Raw genomic sequence first — 23408 nt, 5'->3', positions numbered from 1 at the left:
CCGGTTCCCCTTCACTCAGAAATTAGCTTCTCAAGCTCATCTCCTGTTAAACGTTCCAGGGCCTCCAAGGATTTAGCCAGTTCATCCATCAAAGGATCGTTGCTCGCATCCAGCGCCTCCACCGACGCGCTGAACTCGCCCAGGTGCCGCGCGTTGAAGAGAGTCTTGAGCGGGACCTCGATGCCCACGTGCTCGCGAATCCGCACGATCACCTGGGTCGCCAGCAGCGAATGTCCGCCCAGGGCGAAGAAGTCATCCTCCAGGCCCACCTGCGGCACCTGCAGCACGTCCTTCCAGATCTGCGCCAGTTGCTGCTCCCGCTCGCTGCGCGGTGCCACGTAGCGGGCCTGGGCCAGCTCCGGAGACGGCAGCGCACGTCGTTCGAGCTTGCCGTTGGGGCTCAGAGGCAACTGCTCGAGCAGCAGCAGGTGCACCGGCACCATGTAGTCCGGCAGCACCGCACCCAGGCGCTCGCGCAAGGTAACGCGCAAGGCCTCGGCCGCTGCGTCGTCCGCCACTGGCGTGCTTGGCACCAGGTAGCCCGCCAGTTGCAGGCCGCCAGCACCCGGCACCGCCAGCACCACGGCCTCGCGCACTTCGTCCTGCTCCATCAGCCGTGCTTCGATCTCGCCCAGCTCGATGCGCAGACCACGGATCTTCACCTGATGGTCGATACGCCCCATGTACTCGATCACGCCGTCGGCACGGTAGCGCGCCAGGTCACCAGTGCGGTACAGCCGCTCGCCGTCACCGAAGGGGCTGGCGACGAAGCGTTCGGCGGTCAGCCCAGGACGGCGGTGATAACCGCGCGCCAGGCCGGTGCCGCCCAGGTACAGCTCGCCCACCACGCCCACCGCCACCGGGCCGAGGCCAGCGTCCAGCACGTAGGTCTGCAGGTTGGCGATCGGCTCGCCGATCGGCACGCTGTCGCGGCCTTCTTCGCGGCAGGTCCAGTGGGTCACGTCGATGGCCGCTTCGGTCGGGCCATACAGGTTGTACAGCCCGGCGTTCGGCAGCTTGTCGAACACTTGGCGCTGGGCATCCACCGGCAGCGCCTCGCCGCTGCAGACGATACGGGTCAGGCTGTCGCAGCCCGCCACCGCAGGATCAGCCACGAAGGCCTGCAGCATCGACGGCACGAAGTGCAGCGTGGTGATGCGCTCGCGGCGAATCAGTTCGATCAGTTGCGCCGGGTCGCGGTGCAGCCCCGGTGCAGCAACAACGAGGCAAGCGCCGGTCATCAGCGGCCAGAAGAACTCCCACACCGACACGTCGAAGCTGAACGGGGTCTTCTGCAGCACCCGGTCCCCGGTAGTCAGGCCATAAGCCTGCTGCATCCAGCACAAGCGGTTGGTCAGCGCCCGGTGGCGGTTGCCCGCGCCCTTGGGCTTGCCGGTGGATCCGGAGGTGTAGATCACGTAGGCCAGGTTCTCGCCAGTGACCTCGATGATCGGCGCCTGCTCGGCATAGCCGCTCAGTGGCTGGTCGAGCAGCAGGCACTCCAGGCCCTGCGGCAACGGCAACTGCTCGCGCAGGTGCGACTGGGTCAGCAGCAGTTCGATGCCGCTGTCCTCGATCATGTAGGCCAGGCGCTCGCGCGGGTATTCCGGGTCCAGCGGCACATAGGCGCCACCGGCCTTGATCACCGCCAGCAGCGCCACGACCATTTCCACGCTGCGCTCGGCCGCCACCCCCACCAGCACATCCGGGCCCACCCCCGCCGCCTGCAGGCGGTGCGCCCACTGGTTGGCCAGGGCATCGAGGTGACGGTAGCTGAGCTGACGCTCGCCAAACACCAGCGCCGTAGCGTCCGGCGTGGCCTCGACCTGACGCTGGATCAGCGCCTGGACGCTGTGCTCCAGCGGGTACTCGACCGCCGTGGCGTTCCACACCTCCAACGGCAAGGCACGCTCATGGGCGTCGAGCATCGACACCTCGCCCAAGGCCCGTGTGGCCGACACGGCCAGGCCTTCCAGCAGCAGGCCCAGGTGCGCGGCCAGGCGCTCGATGGTCGCCGCCTCGAAGCTGTCGCCGTCGTAGCTGTAGTGCAGCAGCAGGCTCGTCCCCTGGTTGACCGCCAGGGTCAGCGGGTAGCTGGTCTGCTCGTGGTTGCTCACCGCGTCGAAGCGCAGCGCCTCGGGCGCGGCCTGCTCCAGCACTTCAGAGACCGGGAAATTCTCGAACACCAGCAGCGTGTCGAACAGGGCGCCACCGCCCTGCCCTGCCAGGCGCTGGATCTCGTACAACGGCGCATGCTCGAACTCGCGCAGCGCCAGGTTGCGCGCCTGTACGGTCTGCAGCCAGTCGGCCACGGTCTGTTGCGGGGTCGGCGTGGCGACCACTGGCAAGGTGTTGATGAACAGCCCCATCTGCTGCTCCATGCCCGGCAACTCCGCCGGGCGCCCGGCTACCGTCGCGCCGAAGCACACGCTCGCCTGGCCGGTGTAGCGCTGCAACAGCAACAGCCAGGCCGCCTGTACCAGGGTGTTGAGGGTGACTTTCTGCTCACGGGCAAAGTTCGCCAGGCGCGCAGTGACGGCCTCGTCCACGGCGATGCGGTAGTCGCCATGGGCGGCGCCGCCCGCTCGGGGCTCCTGGCGGATGGCACGGGCCAGGTGGGTCGGCTCGTCGAGCTCCGCCAGTTGCTGGCGCCAGAACGCCTCGCAGGCCTCGGCGTCCTGCACCTGCAGCCAGGCGATGTAGTCGCGGTAGCGTCCGACAGGCGCGGCCACCGTCTCACCGGCGTAGCGCGCCAGGACTTCGCCGAGCAGCTGCGAATGGCTCCAGCCATCCATCAGGATGTGATGGTGGGTCAGCAGCAGGTGATGACGGCCCGGCGCCGTGGCGATCAGTTGTACGCGCAGCAGCGGCGCCTGCTCCAGGTCGAAGCCCTGGGCACGCTCGGCCAATGCCAGTGCGTCCAGTGCGCCAGCCTGGTCGGCGCGGCCCTGCCAGTCGTGCAGCGCGAACGGTACTTCGACCTGGCGTGCCACCACCTGCAGCGGCTGGCTCAGCCCACCTTGCCAGAGGAAACCGGTACGCAGGATGTCATGGTTGAGCAGCGTAGCCTGCCAGGCATCGCGGAAGCGCAGCGGGTCCAGCCCGTCGATGTCCACACGCATCTGGTTGACGTAGTCACCGCTGGCCTGCTCGTAGAGGCTGTGGAACAGCATGCCCTGTTGCATCGGCGACAACGGATAGAGGTCCTGGACACTGGCGGCCGCCAGTGGCAAGGCGTCCAGCTGGGCCTGGGACAAGCGGGCCAGTGGCACGTCCGAAGGGGTCAGACCGCCTGACTGGGGTTGGCAGCAGTGCTCGATCAAGGCCAGCAACGCCTGGGTATAGGCATCGGCCAGGGCCTGGATGGTGTGGCTGTCGAAGCGCGCATCGCTGAAGGTCCAGCCCAGGCTCAATTCGCCATCGAACACCTGGCCGTTGACGCTCAGCGCGTTGGCCAGGGGCGCGTCGGGGTGTTGCTCGGCACCACGGGCCTCGTCACAGGGCAGCCAGAACGCCGCCTCGCCGCTGGCGAAACTGGCATCGAACTGGCCCAGGTAGTTGAAGGTGATCGACGGGGTCGGCAGGCCGGCCAATCGCTCGCGCACCTGCGGCGCGGCGAGCTGCGACAGCACGCCGAAGCCCAGGCCCTTGTCGGGGACCGCGCGCAATTGCTCCTTGATCTGCTTGAGCGAGTCGCCCAGGCCTGCCGCCGGGGTCAGGCGCAGTGGGAACACACTGGTGAACCAGCCGACGCTGCGGGTCAGGTCGAGGTGCTCGAACAGGTCTTCGCGGCCATGGCCTTCCAACTGCACCAGCGCATGGGCCTGGCCGGTCCAGGCGCAGACGACCTGGGCCAGGGCGGTCAGCAGCAGGTCATTGACCTGGGTGCGATAGGCTGCCGGGGCATCCTGCAGCAAGCGGCGGGTCTGCTGCTTGTCCAGTCGCGAATAGAGCGTGCTGCCGTCGCGATTGCGCTGGCCACCTTCGGCTCGGTCCCAGGGCAATTCGGCGCTCAGTTCGCGGCTCTGGGCCTGCCAGTACTCCAGTTGTTCCAGTGCATTCGTGCTGGCGTGCTGGCGCAGTTGCTCGACCCAGTCGCGCTGCGAGCTGGTCTTGCCCGGCAGGGCCAGGGGATTGCCGCCGCTCAGTTGCTCGAAGGCCAGTTGCAGGTCTTCGAACAGGATGCGCCACGATACGCCGTCCACCGCCAAGTGATGGATCACCAGCAACAGGCGCTGGCTGCCATCCGGCAGATCGGCCAGCACGGCGCGCAACAGCGGGCCATCGCCCAGCGACAGGCTGCGCTGGGCCGATTCGGCCAGGGCTTCCAGTTCGTCGGCAGTGTTCAGGGTGCGCTGCCACAGCAGCTCGGTTGGCTGCTCGTCAAGCGGACGGTAATGTGCCTGCCAGCCAGTCTCGCTTTCGGTGAAGCTCAGGCGCAGCGCATCGTGGTGCGCGACCAGCGCCTGCAACGCCTGCTCCAGGTAACCCGCGTGCAGCGGCTGGGCAGGCTTGAGCAGCACCGACTGGTTCCAGTGGTGACGCTCGGGGATGTCGGTGTCGAAGAACGCCTGCTGGATCGGCAGCAGCGGCATCTCGCCACTGAGCGGGCTCTGTTCGATCAGTTGCGCGCCCTCGCCTTCCTGGGCCACGGTCGCCAGCCCTTGAACGGTCTGGTGCTGGAACAGCGCCTTGGGCGTGAAGCGGATGCCCGCTTGGCGCGCACGGCTGACCACCTGGATCGAGATGATCGAATCGCCGCCCAGCTCGAAGAAGTTGTCGGTCACGCCAATTGGCGAAACCTTGAGCACTTCCTCCCAGATCGCCACCAGGCGTTTTTCCAGCACGCTGCGCGGTGCCACCTTGCGCGTCGGGGCAGTTGCCTGCGGCACCGGCAGTGCCTTGCGGTCGAGCTTGCCGTTTGGGGTCAGCGGCAGGCGCTCGAGGAACAGCCAGTGGGTCGGCACCATGTAGTCCGGCAGGGTCTGTTGCAGGTTGGCTTTCAACACACTGCGCAACTCGCTTTCGTCCGCGCCATGGTCCTGGGCCACCACGTAGGCGACCAGTTGCTGAACGCCATTGAGCTCGACAGCCAGCACCGCCGATTCGCGCAACAGGCCTTGGGCCTGCAAACGCGCTTCGATTTCACCCAGCTCGATACGCAGACCACGCACCTTCACCTGATGGTCCACACGCCCGGCGTACTCCAGCACGCCGTCTTCGCGGTAGCGCGCCAGGTCGCCGGTGCGGTACAGCCGCGAGCCATCCGCCGCGAATGGGTCCGGCAGGTATTTCTCGGCGGTCAACCCCGGACGCAGCAGGTAGCCACGGGTGATGCCCTCGCCTGCCAGGTACAGCTCCGCCGTCGCCCCGACCGGCACCGATTGCAGCTCGCCGTCCAGCAGGTAGCTGGCGGTGTTGTGCAATGGGCGGCCGATGTTGGCCTGGCCGCCCGCCTCGCGGCGGGTCCAGGTCGAATAGGTGGTGTCTTCCGAAGGGCCGTAGAGGTCGTAGACGTGCTGGATGTGCTCCAGCGCGTAGAGCGCCTCCACCACCGACTGCTTCAGCGGCTCGCCCGCCAGATTGACGATGCGCACGCTCGCCGGTATCTGTCCGGCGCGCAGCAGCGCACTGGCTGCCGACGGCACGCTGTTGATCAGGCGCACCCGATCCCGCGCTGCCAGCTCCGGCAGTTCCAGGGCATTGCGCGCCCCCACGATGAAACCGCCACCGGCCAGGGTCACGAACAGCTCCCACACCGACAGGTCGAAGCAGATCGAGGTGCTGGCCAGCACGCCCTGGATATCGGCCTGGCTGTACACCTGCTGCGACCAGGCCACCAGCGCGGCGACGTTGCGGTGGGCGATGGCCACACCTTTCGGGCGGCCAGTGGAGCCGGAGGTATAGATCACATAGGCCAGGTTATCGGCCTCGGCACGGGCTGGCAGGTCACTGTCATCAATGTCCAGCGTCAGCTCATCGAGCAGTACGCTCGCAAACACGCCGTCTACCGCCAGTGCATCAAGCACCGCGCGTTCGCTGATCAGCACGCGGGCAGCGCTGTCGTCGAGCATGTAGCTGACGCGCTCGGCCGGATAGTCCGGGTCCAGCGGCACGTAGGCGCCACCGGCCTTGAGCACTGCCAGCAGCGCCACCAGCATCGACATGCCGCGCGGCAAGGCCACACCGACCCGCACTTCAGGGCAGACACCCAGGCTCACCAGGTGGCGGGCGAGGCGGTTGGCGCGGGCGTTGAGGGTGGCGTAGTCCAGTTGCTCATCGCCCCAGATCGCCGCCAACGCCTGCGGTGTGCGACGTACCTGGGCTTCGATCAGGCGGTGGATGCACTGGCTGCGATCGAAGGCCAGGCCATTGGCGTTCCACTGGCGTTCGATGCGGGTACGCTCGCGGCCTTCCAGCAGGGCCAGACGGTGCAGCGGCGCCTGGGCGTCGGCACAGAACTGCTCCAGCAGATGCAGCAAGTGACGCGCCACGCCTTCGACGGCGCTGTCGCGCAATTGCGTGCGGTCGTAGTTGAAGTGCAGGGTCAGCTCACGCCCGGCGGCCACCGCCAGGGTCAGCGGGTAGTTGCTTTGCTCGTGGGCACGCACCGCGCTGAAGCGCAGGCTCTGATCGCCGCCCTGCTCCAGGGCCTCGGCGATTGGGTAGTTCTCGAACACCAGCAAGGTGTCGAACAGGCCCTGGCTACCCTGCTCGGCCCACCGCTGGATTTCGAACAACGGTGTGTGCTCGTGCTCGCGCAGAGCCAGGTTGACGCCCTGGACCGTCTGCAACCACTGCGCCAGCGACCCCTGTGGATCGGGTGCGGCGATCACCGGCAGGGTGTTGATGAACAGGCCGATCTGCTGCTCGATGCCCTTGAGCTCCGCCGGGCGCCCCGCCACGGTGGCGCCGAAGCACACGCTGCGCTGCCCGGTGTAGCGTTGCAACAGCAACAGCCAGGCGGCCTGCACCAGGGTGTTGACCGTCACTTTGTGCTGGCGTGCCAGCGCGCCGAGGCGCTCCATGGCCTGGGCATCGAGGCCGGCATGATGATCGGCATATCCGCCCTGCCCGCCAGGCTGCGGCGCCGGCAAGGCACGCGACAGCCAGGTCGGGGCCTGCAGGCCGCTCAATTGCTGGCGCCAGAACGCCTCGCGGGCCTGCGCCGGCTGGCGCTGCAGCCAGCCGATGTAGTCGCGGTAATGCCCGGACGGCGCTGCGATGGCCTGCCCGGCATAGCGCTGCAGCACCTCGCCCAGCAGTTGGGCGGTGCTCCAGCCGTCCATCAGGAGGTGATGGCTGGTGAAGATCAGGTGATGGCTGTTGGCACCGTTGCCCACCAGCAACAGGCGCAGCAACGGCGCCTGCTCCAGGTCGAACCCTTGCTCACGGGCTTCGCGTGCCAAGGCATCGAGCCGTGCGTTGTCCGGCACCTGGCCGTCCCAGCGCACCTCGCTGAACGGCACCTGCACCTGGCGCTGCACCACCTGCAGCGGCCGGGTCAGCTCGCCCTGCCAGCGCAGCCCCGTACGCAGGATCGCGTGGGCCTCGACGGTGGCCTGCCAAGCGGCCTGGAAGCGCGCCACATCCAGGCCCTGCACATCGGCGCGCATCTGGTTGATGTAGTCACCGCCCGCCTGGTCGTAGAGCGAGTGGAACAACATGCCGTGCTGCATCGGCGACAGCGGGTAGATGTCCTCGACCGTGCTGGCGTCCAGTTGCAGAGCATCCAGGCCGGCCTGGTCCAGCTCGGCCAACGGCACATCGGACGGGGTCAGCCCGGCGTGGCCAGCCTCGGTGCAGTGCTCGACCAGGGCGCTGAGTGCCTCGCGGTAGGCATCGGCCAGGCCTTGCACAGTGGCGACTTCGAGCATCTGCGGGCTGAAGGTCCAGCTCAGGCTCAACTGGCCGTCATACACCTGGCCGTTGAGGGTCAGCCAGTTGCCCAGTTGTGCAGTGTCGCCCTGCTCGCGGCCACGGGCCTCGCCACTGGGGCGCAGCAATGCCTGTTGCGGGTCGAAGCTGGCGTCGAACTGGCCAAGGTAGTTGAAGGTGATACGCGGCTGCGCCAGCGCCTGCAGCGCCGCACGATCATCGGCGCTGCCAAGGTAGCGCAGCACGCCGAAGCCCAGGCCCTTGTCGGGCACCGCGCGCAGTTGCTCCTTGACGCGCTTGATCGCGCTGCCCAGGTCGGCACAGTGGTCCAGACGCACCGGGAACAGGCTGGTGAACCAGCCAACGGTACGGGTCAGGTCGATGTCGTCGAACAGCTCCTCGCGGCCATGGCCTTCAAGCTGGACCAAGGCACTGTCGCTACCGCACCAGGGCGCCACGACCCGTGCCAGGGCGGTCAGCAGCAGGTCGTTGACCTGGGTGCGATAGGCCGCCGGTGCCTCTTGCAGCAGGCGCCGGGTGGTCTCGGCATCCAGCCGGGTGTGCACGGTGTGGGCCAGGGCGTTGGCCAGCGAGCCTTGCGGGTCGTTCACCGGCAGGTCGCGCGGTGCGCCGGCCAGTGCCGTCTGCCAATAGGCTATCTGCCCGCGCATCTCGCCCTCGGTCGCAGCCGCCAGGCGCTCGGCCCAGGCCTTGAGCGAGCTGGTCTTGGCCGGCAGGACGCACGGCTGGCCGGCGTCCAGTTGCGTCAGCGCCTGTTGCAGGTCATCGAACAGGATGCGCCAGGAAATACCGTCGACCACCAGGTGATGGATGACCAGCAGCAGGCGCTGGCTGCCATCGGCGAGCTGCGCCAGTACCGCGCGCAGCAGCGAACCGTCTTCCAGCGCCAGGCTGCCCTGCGCGCGGTCGGCCAGGGCCTCCAGCGCAGCGTCGTCCTCGACTTCGGCCTGCCACAGCAACGCCGACTGCTGGTAGAGCGCCTGCATCGCCTCTGGGGTTCGGAAGTGTGCGCCCTGGGCGCCGAACGACAGCCGCAGGGCATCGTGGTGGTTCACCAGTTGGTCCAGGGCTGCGGCCAGCGTCTCGACCTGCAGGGCGCGCGCGGGCTTGAGCCAGACCGACTGGTTCCAGCGCGCAGGTTCTTCAGGCAACGCGGCGAAAAACGCCTGTTGAGCCGGCAGCAGCGGCAGGCTGCCGTGAACCGGGCCCTGGTCGATGACCAGCCCCTGCCCGCCCAGCTCGGCGACCTGGGCCAGGGCGCGGATGGTCTGGTGCTGGAACAGTTGTTTGGGGGTGAAACGAATACCCGCCTGGCGGGCACGGCTGACCAGCTGGATGGAAACAATCGAGTCGCCGCCCAGTTCGAAGAAGTTGTCGGTCACGCCCAACGCCGGGCACTTGAGCACGTCCTGCCACAGCGCGTGCAGGCGCAGCTCCAGGTCGTTGGCCGGTGCGACCTGCTCGCTGCCCGCGTTGGCTTCAGGCAACGGCAGCGCCTTGCGGTCGAGCTTGCCGTTGCTGGTCAGCGGGAATGCGTCCAGCAGCAACAGGTGGTTGGGCACCATGTAGGCAGGCAGCTGCCCTTGCAGCGCCTCGCGCAGGGCGCCAGCCAGCTGCTCGTCCTGGCCCGGCTCGGGCACCACGTAGGCCAGCAACTGCTGCTCACGCGCCAGCACCAGCGCCTGGCGGACACCCGGCAGCGCGACCAGGCGCGCCTCGATCTCGCCGAGCTCGATGCGCAGGCCGCGAATCTTCACCTGATGGTCGATGCGCCCGAGGTAGTCGATCACCCCGTCGTCAGCCTGGCGCACCAGGTCGCCACTGCGGTACAGGCGCGCGCCGGGTCGGCTGGAGAACGGATCGGGCACGAAACGCTCGGCGGTCAGCGCCGGGCGCTGGTGGTAACCGCGTGCCAGGCCTTCGCCACCGATGCACAGCTCGCCGGCAGCACCCGCCGGACACACCTGCAACGCCTCGCCCAGCACATAGGCGCTGGCATTGTCGATCGGCGTGCCCAGCGGCACTACCGCCCCTGCCAGCACGGCCGGGACTTCGCACGCGGTGCTGTCGATGGTCGCCTCGGTCGGGCCATAGAGGTTGACCAGGCGCCCTTGCCAGCGCTCGCGCAGCTGTGCACACAACTGCGCACTCAGGGCCTCGCCGCCGCACAGCACGGTGCGCAGGCTGGCCAGTTGCTCGGGACGTGCCTGGGGCAGCATCGCCTGCAACAGCGACGGCGCCGATTGCAGCACGGTGATGCCGTGCGCCTGAACCTGCTCCCACAGTTGCGCCAGCGACTCATCCTGCCCCGGCGCCGCCAGTACCAGGCGCGCGCCGCAGATCAGCGGCAACCAGAACTCCCACACCGACGCATCGAAGCTGATCGCGGTCTTCTGCAGTACGCGGTCCTCGGCCGTCAGCGGCAAGCACTCGCGCATCCACGCCATGTGGTTGCCAAGGCCGGCATGCCGCACCGCCACGCCCTTGGGCTGGCCGGTGGAGCCGGAGGTGTAGATCAGGTAGGCCAGGTGCTCACCGTCCACCGCGACCTGCGGGGCGATGAAATCGGCGTCCTCCACAGCGGTCGCCGACTCGAGCGCCAGCACGTCCAGCCCCTGCGGCAACGGCAGTTGCGCCAGCAGGGCCGGCTGGGCGAGCAGCAGGCCGATGCCGCTGTCGTCGAACATGTAGGCCAGACGCTCGGCAGGATAGGCCGGGTCGAACGGCACATAGGCCGCACCGGCCTTGAGCACGGCCAGCAGCCCCACCACCAGTTCCAGGCTGCGCTCGGCAGCGATGCCCACGCGCACCTCGGGGCCGACGCCACGGGCGATCAGTTCACGGGCCAGGCGATTGGCCCGCGCGTCGAGCTCGGCATAACTGTACTGCTGCCCGGCGCAGACCACTGCCACGGCCTGGGGCGTGCGCTCGGCCTGGGCCTGCACTTGCAGGTGCACCGGGCGGGCATCGGCATGCACCACCTGCGGCCCCTGGGCACGCAGGCGCACCTGCTCGGTTTCGGCGGTGCTCATCAGCGCCAGCTCGGCGCAACGCTGGTCAGGCTCGGCGACGATGGCCGCGAGCAGCGTTTGCCAGTGAGCGACCAGGCGCTGCACGGTGCCGCGCTCGAACAGGTCGGTGGCGTAGGTGAAGGCGGCGATCAGCGCGTCGTCGGACTCATGGGTTTCCAGGGTCAGGTCGAACTGCGCGGTGGGGTTGTCCCAGGCCACCCCTTCCACGCGCAGGTCACTGCCCGGCGCGGCCTGGGCCTGGCCGCGCGCCGGGGCACTGCGTTGGTGGTTGAACATGACCTGGAACAGCGGCGCATGGCTGAGGCTGCGTTGCGGTTGCAGGGCTTCGACCAGTTGCTCGAACGGCAGATCCTGATGCTCCTGGGCGCGCAACGCGGTGTGCTTGACCTGCTCGAGGAAGGCGCGGAACGGTTGCTGCCCGTCGATCTCGGCGCGCAGCACCTGGGTGTTGACGAAGAAGCCGAGCAACCCCTCGGTTTCCGGGCGGTTGCGGTTGGCCACCGGCACCCCGACACGGATATCGTGCTGGCCGCTGTAGCGGTGCAGGAACAGTTGGAAGCTTGCCAGCAACAGCATGAACAGGGTCGCGCCCTGCCCCTGGGCCAGGCTGCGTAATTGACGGCTGAGGTCGGCATCGAGGCTCACCTCCAGGCGCTCGCCACGCAGGCTCTGCACCGCCGGGCGCGGACGGTCGCCCGGCAGCGCCAGCAGCGGCTGCTCGCCGCCCAGTTGCTCACGCCAGTAGTGCAACTGGCGCTCGCGCTCGCCGGCTTCCATCCAGTGCCGCTGCCAGATCGCATAGTCGGCGTACTGGATCGGCAGCGCCGCTGCCACAGGTGCCTGCCCCTGGCTGAATGCGCCGTAGGCACGCACCAGTTCGCCGATCATGATCTGGATCGAGGCGCCGTCGGCGATGATGTGGTGCTGGACGATGGCCAGCACATGGTCGTGCTCACCCACCTTCAGCAGGCTGGCACGCACCAGCGCGCCGTCGAACAGGTCGAACACCTGCTGGGTCAGAGCTTCGACCCGGGCCTTGATGCAGGCATCCAGCGCCGCATCGCCCGGGGTGCCGGCAACCAGTTGCTCGTGCGCCAGGGGTAGCCCCGCGGGCGGCAGGATACGCTGGCTGAGGCGCCCGTCCTGCTCGGCAAAGCGGGTGCGCAGGCTTTCATGGCGCTGCTCGAGCCAGTCGAGGCTGCGCTGCAGGGCGTCGATGTCCAGGTGGCCGCGCAGACGCAGCACGGTCGCCAGGTTATAGGCGGTGCTGCCAGGGTCCATCTGCCAGAGGAACCATTGACGCTCCTGGGCGTAGGACACCGGCAGCGTCTCGAAAGCCGACTGCACCTGCGGGATCGGCAGGTTGGCCGGGGACACCCCCTCCGCCAGCATCTTCTCCAGGTACAGGCGGCGCTTTTCAAGCGGCAGGGTAATGAAGCGCTGCGCAATTCTCAGGGCTGCTTGGGTTTCCATCAAACTTCCTCCATTTCGTCAAGCAGCCATTCGAGCTTGCTCAATTTCGATTCATCCACCACCTGCCCACCTGCCTGGCCCAGCGCCTCGGCGAACTGCTCCAGCACCGGGGCCTGGAACACCAACTGCGGCGACAGCTTCAGGCCCAGCGCCAGTTGCAGGCGCGAGACCACGCTGACGGCCAGCAGCGAATGCCCGCCCAACTCGAAGAAGTGGTCGTGCACACCGACCTGCTCCAGTTGCAGCACCTGCTGCCAGACCTCGGCGACCTGGCGCTCCAGGTCGGTCCGTGGCGCCTGGTAGGCCTGGCGTGCAGCGCTGGCGTCGACGGCGGGCAGGGCCTTGCGGTCGAGCTTGCCGTTGGGGGTCAACGGCATGCGTTCAAGCACCTGGATATGCGCCGGCACCATGTAGGCCGGCAGCCGCTCGGCCAGGCTCTGGCGCAGCGCCTCGCGCAGACCGTCGCTGCCCGCCTCGGCGGCCTCCAGCGGCACCACATAGCCCACCAGTTGTGCGCCGCCCGCGCTGTCGCGGGCAATCACCACGGCCTCGCGGACCTGCGGATGGTCCTGCATCAGGGCCTGGATCTCGCCCAGCTCGATGCGGAAGCCGCGGATCTTCACCTGATGATCCAGGCGTGCGAGGTACTCCAGGGTGCCATCGGCCAGGTGGCGCACCAGGTCACCCGTGCGGTACAGCCGCGAGCCGTCGTCGGCGAACGGATGCGGTACGAAGCGCTCGGCACTCAGTGCCGCACGGCCGTGGTAGCCGCGGGCCAGGCCTTCGCCGCCGATCAGCAGCTCACCGGCCACGCCCGGCGCCACCGGTTGCAGGTCGGGACCGACGACGAACAGCGTGGTGTTGCCGATGGCTTCGCCCAGCAGCGGTGCCGGCTGTGCGGCGTCCAGGCGCCTGCGTGCCGACCAGATGGTGGTCTCGGTGGGGCCATACAGGTTCCACACTTCGCCCCCCTGGGCGAGCATGCGCAGGCTCAGTTCCGGCGCCAGCGCCTCACCGCCACAGAGCATGCGGCAACCGCGCAGCAGCTCGGCCTGCGGGTTGTCGAGCAGCATGCGCCAGGTCGACGGCGTGGCCTGCACCACGTTCACGGCCTGCTCGCGCACCACCTCCAGCAGTTGCTCGGGATCGCGTGCAGCCTGGCGATCCACCAGCACCACACGTGCGCCGCGCACCAACGGCAGGAAGATTTCCAGACCGAAGATATCGAACGAGAAGGTGGTCAGCGACAGCACCCGGTCGTGGGCCTGCAGCCCTGGCGCTGCCGCCATGCTGTCGAGGAAGTTGCCAAGCCCCCGGTGCGGGACCATCACGCCCTTGGGCCGCCCGGTGGAACCGGAGGTGTAGATGACGTAGGCCAGGTGGTCGTCAGCTACGGCCACCTGCGGGTCATGCGTCGCCAGTGCGTCCAGCGCATCCGATTCCGCTCCCAGCAGCATCTGCCGAACACCCTGCGGCAGGTTGCGTCGCTCGGCCAGGTGGGCCTGGGTCAGCAGCAGGCCGATGCCGCTGTCCTGGATCATGTAGTCCAGGCGCTCTTCGGGGAAGTCCGGGTCCAGTGGCACGTAGGCGCCACCGGCCTTGAGCACGGCCAGCAGTGCGACCAGCATTTCCAGGCCACGGTCCAGGCACAGCCCCACCAGGCGATCCGGCCCCACACCTTGGGCAATCAGGCCATGAGCCAGACGATTGGCGCGCAGGTTGAGCTCGGCGTAGCTGATCGATTCTGCGCCATGGACGGCGGCGATGGCCTGTGGCTGCGCCTGGGCCTGGGCCTCGAACTGACGGCGCACCGGCAGCCAGCTCAGGTCGTGGCTGACCTGCCCGCTCCAATCGTGCAGCACCTGGCGGCGCAGGGCCGCAGGCAGGCTGTCGACCTCGCCCAGCGGGCGTTCGGCATCTTCGACCAGGGCGTCGAGGATCTGCGCCAGTTGCGCCGCCAGCCCGGCGATCTGCGCCGGGGTGAAGCACTGCGGGTCGAAGCTGTATTGCAGGCTCAGTTGCGCGCCAGCGTTGACCAGCAGGGTCAAGGGGTAGTTGGTCTGTTCGAGGTTGTCGATGGCGCCGAAGCGCAGGCCATCCGGCGCACGCGCCTGCAGCACGTCCGACACCGGGTAGTTCTCGAACACCAGCAGGCTGTCGAACAGGGCTTCACCACCCTGCCCGACCCAGCGCTGGATGTCGAACAGCGGCGTGTATTCATGCTCGCGCAGACTCAGGTTCTGCGCCTGAAGGCCCTGCAGCAGGCTGGCGACACTGTTTTGGGCGTGCAGTGTGAGCGCCACCGGCAAGGTGTTGATGAACAGACCAACCTGCTGCTCGACCCCCGCCAGCTCCGACGGGCGCCCCGCCACCGTGGCACCGAAGCACACGGTCTGCTGCCCTTGGTGGCGCTGCAACAGCAGCGCCCAGGCCGCTTGCAGCACGGTATTGAGGGTGACTTTCTGCTCACGGGCAAACGCCGCCAGGCGCGCACTGCGCTGGGCATCGAACACCTGGTCGTGCTGGGCGTGGGCCTGCTCATCGCTGGCCGGCGTGGCGCCACGGAACACTTGGGCCAACAGGGTCGGCTCGTCCAGTTCGGCCAGTTGCGCGCGCCAGAAGTCCTGGTTGCCCTGCTGATCCTGGCGAGCCAGCCAGTCGATGTAGTCGCGGTAGCGTCCGCGTGGCGCGTCCTGTGCCTGGCCGTTGTAGTGCTGGAGCACTTCGGACAGCACCTGCGCGTGGCTCCAGCCATCCATCAGGATGTGGTGATAGGTGTAGATGAAGTGGTGACGGCCTTGGCCAAGGTCCACCAGCAGCAGGCGCAACAGCGGCGCACTGGCCAGTTCGAAGCCCTGCTGGCGCTGGGCATCGGCCAGGGCCTGCAGGGCCGGGGCTGGCGCGTCCAGGTCACGCAGGTCATGGACGCTGAATGGCACCTCGACCTGCTGGCGAACCACCTGCAGCGGCTGGGCCAGATCGCCTTCCCAGACGAAGGCGGTGCGCAGGATGTCGTGGGCCTGCACCGTGGCCTGCCAGGCCGCCTGGAAACGCTGCGGGTCGAGGCCATCGATGTCGACACGCATCTGGTTGATGTAGTCGCCGCTGGCCTGCTCGTAGAGGCTGTGGAACAGCATGCCCTGCTGCATCGGCGACAGGGGGTAGAGGTCCTGGATCGCCTGCGCTGCCATCGGCAGGGCATCGAGCTGGGCCTGATCGAGCCCGGCCAGGGGGAAGTCCGACGGTGTCACGCCGGCGACACCGGCCGTGCAGCAATGGCCGACCAACGCCACCAGCTCGCGCTGGTAGTCCTCGGCCAGGCGCTGCAGCGTGGCGACATCGAAGCGCTCGCGGCTGAAGGTCCAGCTGATCTGCAGGCGGCCATCGAACACCTGGCCGTTGAGGTTGAGCCAGTTGTCCAGCGGCGCCTCGGGTGAATGTTCGGCGCCACGGTTTTCCCCGGCGGGCAGCCAGGCGGGCGACTCGTCGGCAAAGCTGGCATCGAGCTGACCGAGGTAGTTGAAGGTGATGCGTGGGGTCGGCAGCGCACCCAGGGTGTCGCGCACCGAGGCGTCGCCCAGGTGACGCAGCACACCGAAGCCCAGGCCGTTATCGGGAATCGCGCGCAGTTGCTCCTTGATCTGCTTGAGCGAGTCGCCCAGGCCTGCCGCCGGGGTCAGGCGCACCGGGAACACGCTGGTGAACCAGCCGACGCTGCGGGTCAGGTCGAGGTGTTCGAACAGGTCTTCGCGGCCATGGCCTTCCAGTTGTACCAGAGCATGGTCGTGGCCGGTCCAGCGGCAGATCACACGGGCCAGGGCCGTCAGCAACAGGTCGTTGATACGGGTGCGGTAGGCGGCGGGCGCCTGCTGCAGCAGTTGCCGGGTCTGCTCGGCATCCAGTGTGCTGTGAACCGTCACGCCGTCACAGTTGCGATTGGTGGCTTCCGGGCGCTGGCACGGCAGGCTGTCGTGGGCGCCTTCGAGGGTTGTACGCCAGAAGTCCAGCGACTGCTGCAAGCGCGGGCTTTGCGCGGCGCGTTGCAGTTCGCCGGCCCAGTCGCGTTGCGAGCTGGTCTTGCCCGGCAGGGCCAGGGGCTTGCCGCTGCTCAGTTGCTCGAAGGCCAGTCGCAGGTCTTCGAACAGGATGCGCCACGATACGCCGTCCACCGCCAGGTGATGGATCACCAGCAGCAGGCGCTGGCTGCCGTCTGGCAGGTCGGCCAGCACGGCGCGCAGCAGCGGGCCATCGCCCAGCGACAGGCTGCGCTGGGCCGATTCGGCCAGGGCTTCCAGTTCGTCGGCAGTGTTCAGGGTGCGCTGCCACAGCAGCTCGGTCGGCTGCTCGTCAAGCGGACGGTAATGTGCCTGCCAGCCAGTCTCGCTTTCGGTGAAGCTCAGGCGCAGCGCATCGTGGTGCGCGACCAGCGCCTGCAGCGCCTGCTCCAGGTAACCCGCGTGCAGCGGCTGGGCCGGCTTGAGCAGCACCGACTGGTTCCAGTGGTGACGCTCGGGGATGTCGGTATCGAAGAACGCCTGCTGGATCGGCAGCAGCGGCATCTCGCCAGTCAACGGGCCCTGCTCGATCAGTTGCGCGCCCTCGCCTTCCTGGGCCACGGTTGCCAGCCCTTGAACGGTCTGGTGCTGGAACAGCGCCTTGGGCGTGAAGCGGATGCCCGCTTGGCGCGCCCGGCTGACCACCTGGATCGAGATGATCGAATCGCCGCCCAGCTCGAAGAAGTTGTCGGTCACACCAATCGGCGAAACCTTCAAGACTTCCTCCCAGATCGCCACCAGGCGTTTTTCCAGCACGCTGCGCGGTGCCACCTGGCGTGCCGGAGCACTGGCCTGCGGCGCTGGCAGTGCCTTGCGGTCGAGCTTGCCGTTTGGGGTCAGCGGCAGGCGTTCGAGGAACAGCCAGTGGGTCGGCACCATGTAGTCCGGCAGGGTCTGCTTGAGCCAGGCCTTGAGCGGCTCGGCATTGTCGTGCAGCGCGGGAGCGACGACATAACCCACCAGCTGGGTGCTCAGCTCGCCCTGATGCGCGATCACTGCCACTTCGCGCACGTCGGCATGAGCCTGCAGGCGCGCTTCGATTTCACCCAGCTCGATACGCAGGCCACGCACTTTCACCTGATGGTCCACACGCCCGGCGTACTCCAGCACGCCGTCTTCGCGGTAGCGCGCCAGGTCGCCGGTACGGTACAGCCGCGAGCCGTCCGCCGCGAATGGGTCCGGCAGGTACTTCTCGGCGGTCAGCCCCGGACGCAGCAGGTAGCCACGGGTGATGCCCTCGCCTGCCAGGTACAGCTCCGCCGTCGCCCCGACCGGCACCGATTGCAGCTCGCCGTCCAGCAGGTAGCTGGCGGTGTTGTGCAGTGGGCGGCCGATGTTGGCCTGGCCGCCCGCCTCGCGGCGGGTCCAGGTCGAATAGGTGGTGTCTTCCGAAGGGCCGTAGAGGTCGTAGACGTGCTGGATGTGCTCCAGCGCGTAGAGCGCCTCCACCACCGACTGCTTCAGCGGCTCGCCCGCCAGATTGACGATGCGCACGCTCGCCGGTATCTGTCCGGCGCGCAGAAGCGCACTGGCTGCCGACGGCACGCTGTTGATCAGGCGCACCCGATCCCGCGCTGCCAGCTCCGGCAGTTCCAGGGCATTGCGCGCCCCCACGATGAAACCGCCACCGGCCAGGGTCACGAACAGCTCCCACACCGACAGGTCGAAGCAGATCGAGGTGCTGGCCAGCACGCCCTGGATATCGGCCTGGCTGTACACCTGCTGCGACCAGGCCACCAGCGCGGCGACGTTGCGGTGGGCGATGGCCACGCCTTTCGGGCGGCCAGTGGAGCCGGAGGTATAGATCACATAGGCCAGGTTATCGGCCACGGCACGGGCTGGCAGGTCACTGTCGTCGCCGTCCAGCGTTAGCTCATCAAGCAGCACGGTTGCGAAGGCACCGTCCACCGCCAGTGCATCGAGCACCGCGCGTTCGCTGATCAGCACACGGGCAGCGCTGTCGTCGAGCATGTAGCTGACGCGCTCGGCCGGATAGTCCGGGTCCAGCGGCACGTAGGCGCCACCGGCCTTGAGCACTGCCAGCAGCGCCACCAGCATCGACATGCCGCGCGGCAAGGCCACACCGACCCGCACTTCGGGGCCGACACCCAGGCTCACCAGGTGGCGGGCCAGGCGGTTGGCGCGGGCGTTGAGGGTAGCGTAGTCCAGTTGCTCATCGCCCCAGATCGCCGCCAACGCCTGCGGTGTGCGACGTACCTGGGCTTCGATCAGGCGGTGGATGCACTGGCTGCGGTCGAAGTCCAGGCCGTTAGCGTTCCACTGACGCTCGATGCGCTCGCGCTCGCTGCCCTCGAGCATCGCCAGCTCGCCGACGCGCTGCTCCGGCGCTGCGACGATCGCCTGCAACAGGTTCAGCCAGTGCCGCGATAGGCGCTCGATGGTCGCTGGCAGGAACAGGTCGGTGGCGTAGGTCCAGATCGCCGACCAGGCCGTACCCGACTCGAAGGTATTGAGGGTCAGGTCGAACTGCGCGGTGTGGCTGTCCCACGCCAGCGCCTCGACCTGCAGGCCCGGCACCTGCACCATGGACGCCTCGGCGGCGCGCTCGCCCTGGTGGTTGAACATCACCTGGAACAGCGGGCTGTGGCTCAGGCTGCGCTCAGGGTGCAGGGCCTCGACCAGTTGCTCGAACGGCAGGTCCTGGTGGGCCTGCGCTTCCAGGGCGCTGTGGCGGACCTGCTCGAGCAGGTGGGTGAAGGCCATGCCTGGCTCGACCTCGGCGCGCAGTACCTGGGTGTTGACGAAGAAGCCGATCAGGCGCTCGGTCTCCAGGCGGTTGCGGTTGGCCACCGGCACGCCGACGCGGATATCACCCTGGCCGCTGTAGCGGTGCAGCAGCACCTGGAAGGTGGCCAGCAGCAGCATGAACGGCGTCACCCGCAGCTCACGCGCCCGCTGTTGCAGGCCCAGGGCCAGGTTGTCCGGCAGCGCCAGCGCAAGCTGCGCGCCACGGAACGACTGTTCGGCCGGGCGTGGGTGATCGGTGGGCAGTTGCAGGAACTGCTCGCCGGCAAGGCGTTCGGTCCAGTAGCCGAGCTGACGCTCGCGCTCGCCGGCCTGCATCCACTGCCGCTGCCAGATCGCATAGTCGGCGTATTGCAGCGGCAGCACCGGCAGCGTGGGCGCTTCGCCCTGGCTGAAGGCCGCATAGCATTGCACCAGCTCCTCGACCAGTACCTGCATCGACCAACCATCGGAGACGCTGTGATGCTGGGTGACGACCAGCACATGGTCGTCCTGCGCCACACGCAGCAGGCGCACACGCAACAGCGGCCCGTGCTCCAGATCGAACACCTGCGCCACCTCGGCCTGCACCCGTGCGGCCAATTCGGCCTCGGCGACCGTTTCGATCGGCAGCGCCAGCGGTGCGGCGGCGTGGATGCGCTGCTGAGCACCCTCGGGCGCCTGGACGAACGTGGTACGCAGCGACTCGTGACGCGCCAGCAGGCTGTCGAAGCTGCGCTGCAAAGCGGCCACATTCAGCGCGCCGCGCAGGCGCAAGGCGCTGGGGATGTTGTAGGCGCTGCTGCTCGGGTCGAGTTGCCAGAGGAACCACTGGCGTTCCTGGGCGTAGGACAGCGGCGCCAGCTCGCCACGCACTGTCGGCAGCAGCGCAGGCTGTGCGGTGCCTGCGCTTGGCGTGAGGCCGGCAACGAACGCCTGCAGGGTGGTCTGCTCGAACAAGGTGCGCAATGCCACCTGCAGGCCCAGGCCGTGACGCAGGCGCGACACCACCTGGGTGGCCAGCAGCGAATGCCCGCCCAGGGCAAAGAAATCGTCCTGCAGACCGACCCGCTCGACCTCCAGCACCTGCTGCCAGATTTGCGCCACTTGCTGCTCCAGCGCTGTGCGCGGCGCCTGGTAATCCTCCTGGCGCAGGGTCGGGGCCGGCAGCGCCGCGCGGTCGAGCTTGCCGTTGAGGGTCAGCGGCAGGCTGTCCAGGCACAGGATATGCGCTGGCAGCATGTACTCCGGCAAGTCGGCCTTGAGGCCGCTGCGCAGGCGCTCGACCAGCGCCGACGCCTCGCCGCTGCCCTGCTGCGCCACCACATAGGCCACCAACTGCGTACCGGCACTGCCGTCGCGAGCGAGCACCACCGCCTCGCGCACGCCCGGCAGTTGCAGCAAGCGGGCTTCGATCTCGCCCAGCTCGATACGGAAACCACGGATCTTCACCTGCTGGTCGATACGCCCGACGTATTCGATCACCCCGTCGTTGCGATAGCGCGCCAGGTCACCGGTGCGGTACAGGCGCCCACCATTGCCGAACAGGTCGGGCACGAAGCGCTGGGCGCTGAGGTCGCTGCGGCGATGATAGCCGCGCGCAAGGCCGGCACCGCCGACATACAGTTCGCCGATGCATCCCGGCGCGACCGGCTCCAGCTGGCCGTCGAGCAGGTACCAGGACAGGTCGTCGATCGGCTCGCCGATCGGGCTGCTGGCCGCCCCTTCGAGATCATTCGGGCTCAGCGGACGGTAGGTGACATGAACGGTGGTTTCGGTGATGCCGTACATGTTCACCAGGCGCGGCCCCTGCGCAGCGAAATGCTCGTACCAAGGGCGCAGCGCCTGCACCTCCAGGGCCTCGCCACCAAAGATCACCTGGCGCAGGGCACCCAGCTCGGCGGCGTCACGGGTGCAGGCCACCTGCATCAGTTGCTTGAACGCCGAAGGGGTCTGGTTCAGTACCGTGACGCCCTCGCGGTGCAGCAGCGCATGGAAATCCTCGGTGCTGCGGCAGGTCTCGTGCGGCACGATCACCAGGCGCCCGCCATGCATCAGGGCGCCGAAGATCTCCCACACCGAGAAGTCGAAGGCGTAGGAGTGGAACAGGCTCCAGACATCGTCGGCAGCGAAGTCGAACCAGCGCTCGGTGGCAGCGAACAGGCGCATGACGTTGTCGTGGGGCAGTAGCACGCCCTTGGGCTGGCCGGTGGAACCGGAGGTGTAGATGACATAGGCGAGCTGGCGCGGGTCGCAAGCCAGTTGCGGCGCGCCGGGGTCGGCAAGCGGCTGTGGCGACAGCGGCTCCAGCATCAGCTGGCGCACGCCCTCGGCCCCCTGCACACCTGCCGCCAGGTGCGGCTGCACCAGCAGCAGGGCGATGCCGCTGTCGGCCATCATGTAGGCCAGGCGCTGGGCTGGCGCGCTGGGGTCCATGGGCACATAGGCAGCACCAGCCTTGAGCGTGGCGAGAATGGCCACGATCATTTCCAGGCTGCGCTCGACCACCAGGCCGACCCGTACCTCAGGGCCGACACCCTGCGCCAGCAGGCGGTGAGCCAGGTGGTTGGCCTGGGCTTCGAGCTGGCCGTAGCTGAGCTGGCGATCATCCAGTGTGACCGCGATGGCCTCGGGGCGCAGGCGCGCCTGCTCCTCGATGCGCTGGTGAATGCACTGCTGCACGGGATACTTGGCCGGCCGTGGATTCCACTCGGCGATGATGTCCGCGCGCTCCTGTGCATCGAGCAACGGCACCTGCACCAGGGACGTATCCGGCGCTGCAACCATCTGCCCGAGCAGTTGCAGCCAGTGCCGCGCCATGCGCTCGACAGTGGCCCGCTCGAACAGGTCGGTGGCGTAGGTGAAGGCTGCCGACAGCTGCTCGCCCGCCTCGGCGGTGTCCAGGGTCAGGTCGAACTGCGCGGTGACCGTGCGTACGTCCAGCCCCTCGATGTGCAAGCCCGGCAGGCGCAGTGCCGAGGCGCCATCGCCACCGAGGTGGTTGTGCATGACCTGGAACAGTGGGTTGACCCCGGCACTGCGTTCCGGCGCCAGGGCTTCGACCAGTTGCTCGAACGGCAGCGCCTGGTGGGCCTGGGCGCCGAGCACCGCCGCACGCACCTGCTGCAGCAGCTCACGGAAGGAATTCTGCGGGTCGATGCTGACATCCAGCACCTGGGTGTTGATGAAGAAGCCGATCAGCGCCTTGGTGTCGGGGTGCTGACGGTTGGCCACCGGCACACCGACGCGGATCTCGCGCTGGCCGCTGTAGCGGTGCAACAGCAACTGGAAGCTGGCCAGCAGGAGCATGAACGGCGTCATCCCCTGCGACTGGGCCAGGCTGCGCAGGGCTCGCTGCAACTCGACCGGCAGTGCGACCGCCAGGCGTTCGCCGCGATGGCTGGGCTGCTGCGGGCGCGGGTGATCGAGCGGCAACTCCAGCACCGGCTGCTCACCGCCCAGACGCGCGGTCCAGTAGCCCAGCTGGCGCTCGCTCTCCCCCGCTTCCATCCAGGCCTGCTGCCAGATCGCGTAGTCGGCGTACTGGATCGATGCCGTCGCCAGCGCAGGTTCACCGCCACTGCTGAAGGCCGCATAGGCGTGTACCAGTTCCTCGACCAGCACCTGCATCGACCAGCCGTCGGAGACGATATGGTGCTGGGTCATCACCAGCACATGGTCGTCATCGGCCAGACGCAGCAGGTCGACCCGCAGCAGCGGACCCTGCTGCAGGTCGAACAGCGCCTGGGTACGGGCCTCGACGAAGTCGCGCACAGCCTGCTCGGTATCGGTGCTGGCATCGGCCGGCAGGTGCTGCAGCGGCAGCTCGAAGGCCGACGCAACAGGCTCGATCACCTGGCGCACGCCCTCGGCCGTCTCGACGAAGCGCGTACGCAACGACTCGTGCCGCCCCAGCAACCATTGGAAGCTGCGCGCCAGTGCCGGCACATCCAGCGTGCCTTTCAGGCGCAGGGCACTGGGGATGTGGTAGGCACTGCTGTGCGGCTCCAGTTGCCAGAGGAACCACTGGCGCTGCTGGGCGTAGGACAGCGGGATAACATCGAGGCCTTCACGGGCCGCCGGGATCGGCAACTGCCCCAGGGTCAGGCCCTTGCCGGCCAGCTTTTCCAGGAAGGCCCTGCGCTGTGACAGCGGCAACCTGATGAATCGCTGAACCAGCGCGATGTTATCCATTACAGCCATC

2 protein-coding genes are annotated in these 23408 nt (G+C 68.1%); both read right to left on the bottom strand.

Annotated elements, in window-relative coordinates; all coding sequences use genetic code 11:
- Positions 1–11: 11 nt before the first annotated feature.
- Positions 12–12404: a non-ribosomal peptide synthase/polyketide synthase gene (locus tag ACK3BK_RS10480; RefSeq protein ID WP_411384247.1), complete on the bottom strand. Its 12393-nt coding sequence runs from the start codon at positions 12402–12404 to the stop codon at positions 12–14.
- Complete coding sequence (locus ACK3BK_RS10475; protein WP_411384246.1) at positions 12404–23407, bottom strand: amino acid adenylation domain-containing protein; 11004 nt, start codon at positions 23405–23407, stop codon at positions 12404–12406. Before ACK3BK_RS10475 ends, ACK3BK_RS10480 begins: the two co-directional genes overlap by 1 nt.
- Position 23408: the final 1 nt, after the last annotated feature.

It is taken from the genome of Pseudomonas sp. L7 (genome assembly GCF_046605565.1).
In the GTDB taxonomy this organism is placed as follows: domain Bacteria; phylum Pseudomonadota; class Gammaproteobacteria; order Pseudomonadales; family Pseudomonadaceae; genus Aquipseudomonas; species Aquipseudomonas wayambapalatensis.
This window is presented reverse-complemented; position numbering and strand designations above follow the sequence as displayed.

What these genes read in the sequence shown, in the direction of transcription:
- ACK3BK_RS10480 (WP_411384247.1), bottom strand. Translation starts at nt 12,404, where the DNA reads ATGGAAACCCAAGCAGCCCTGAGAATTGCGCAGCGCTTCATTACCCTG.
- ACK3BK_RS10475 (WP_411384246.1), bottom strand. Translation starts at nt 23,407, where the DNA reads ATGGCTGTAATGGATAACATCGCGCTGGTTCAGCGATTCATCAGGTTG.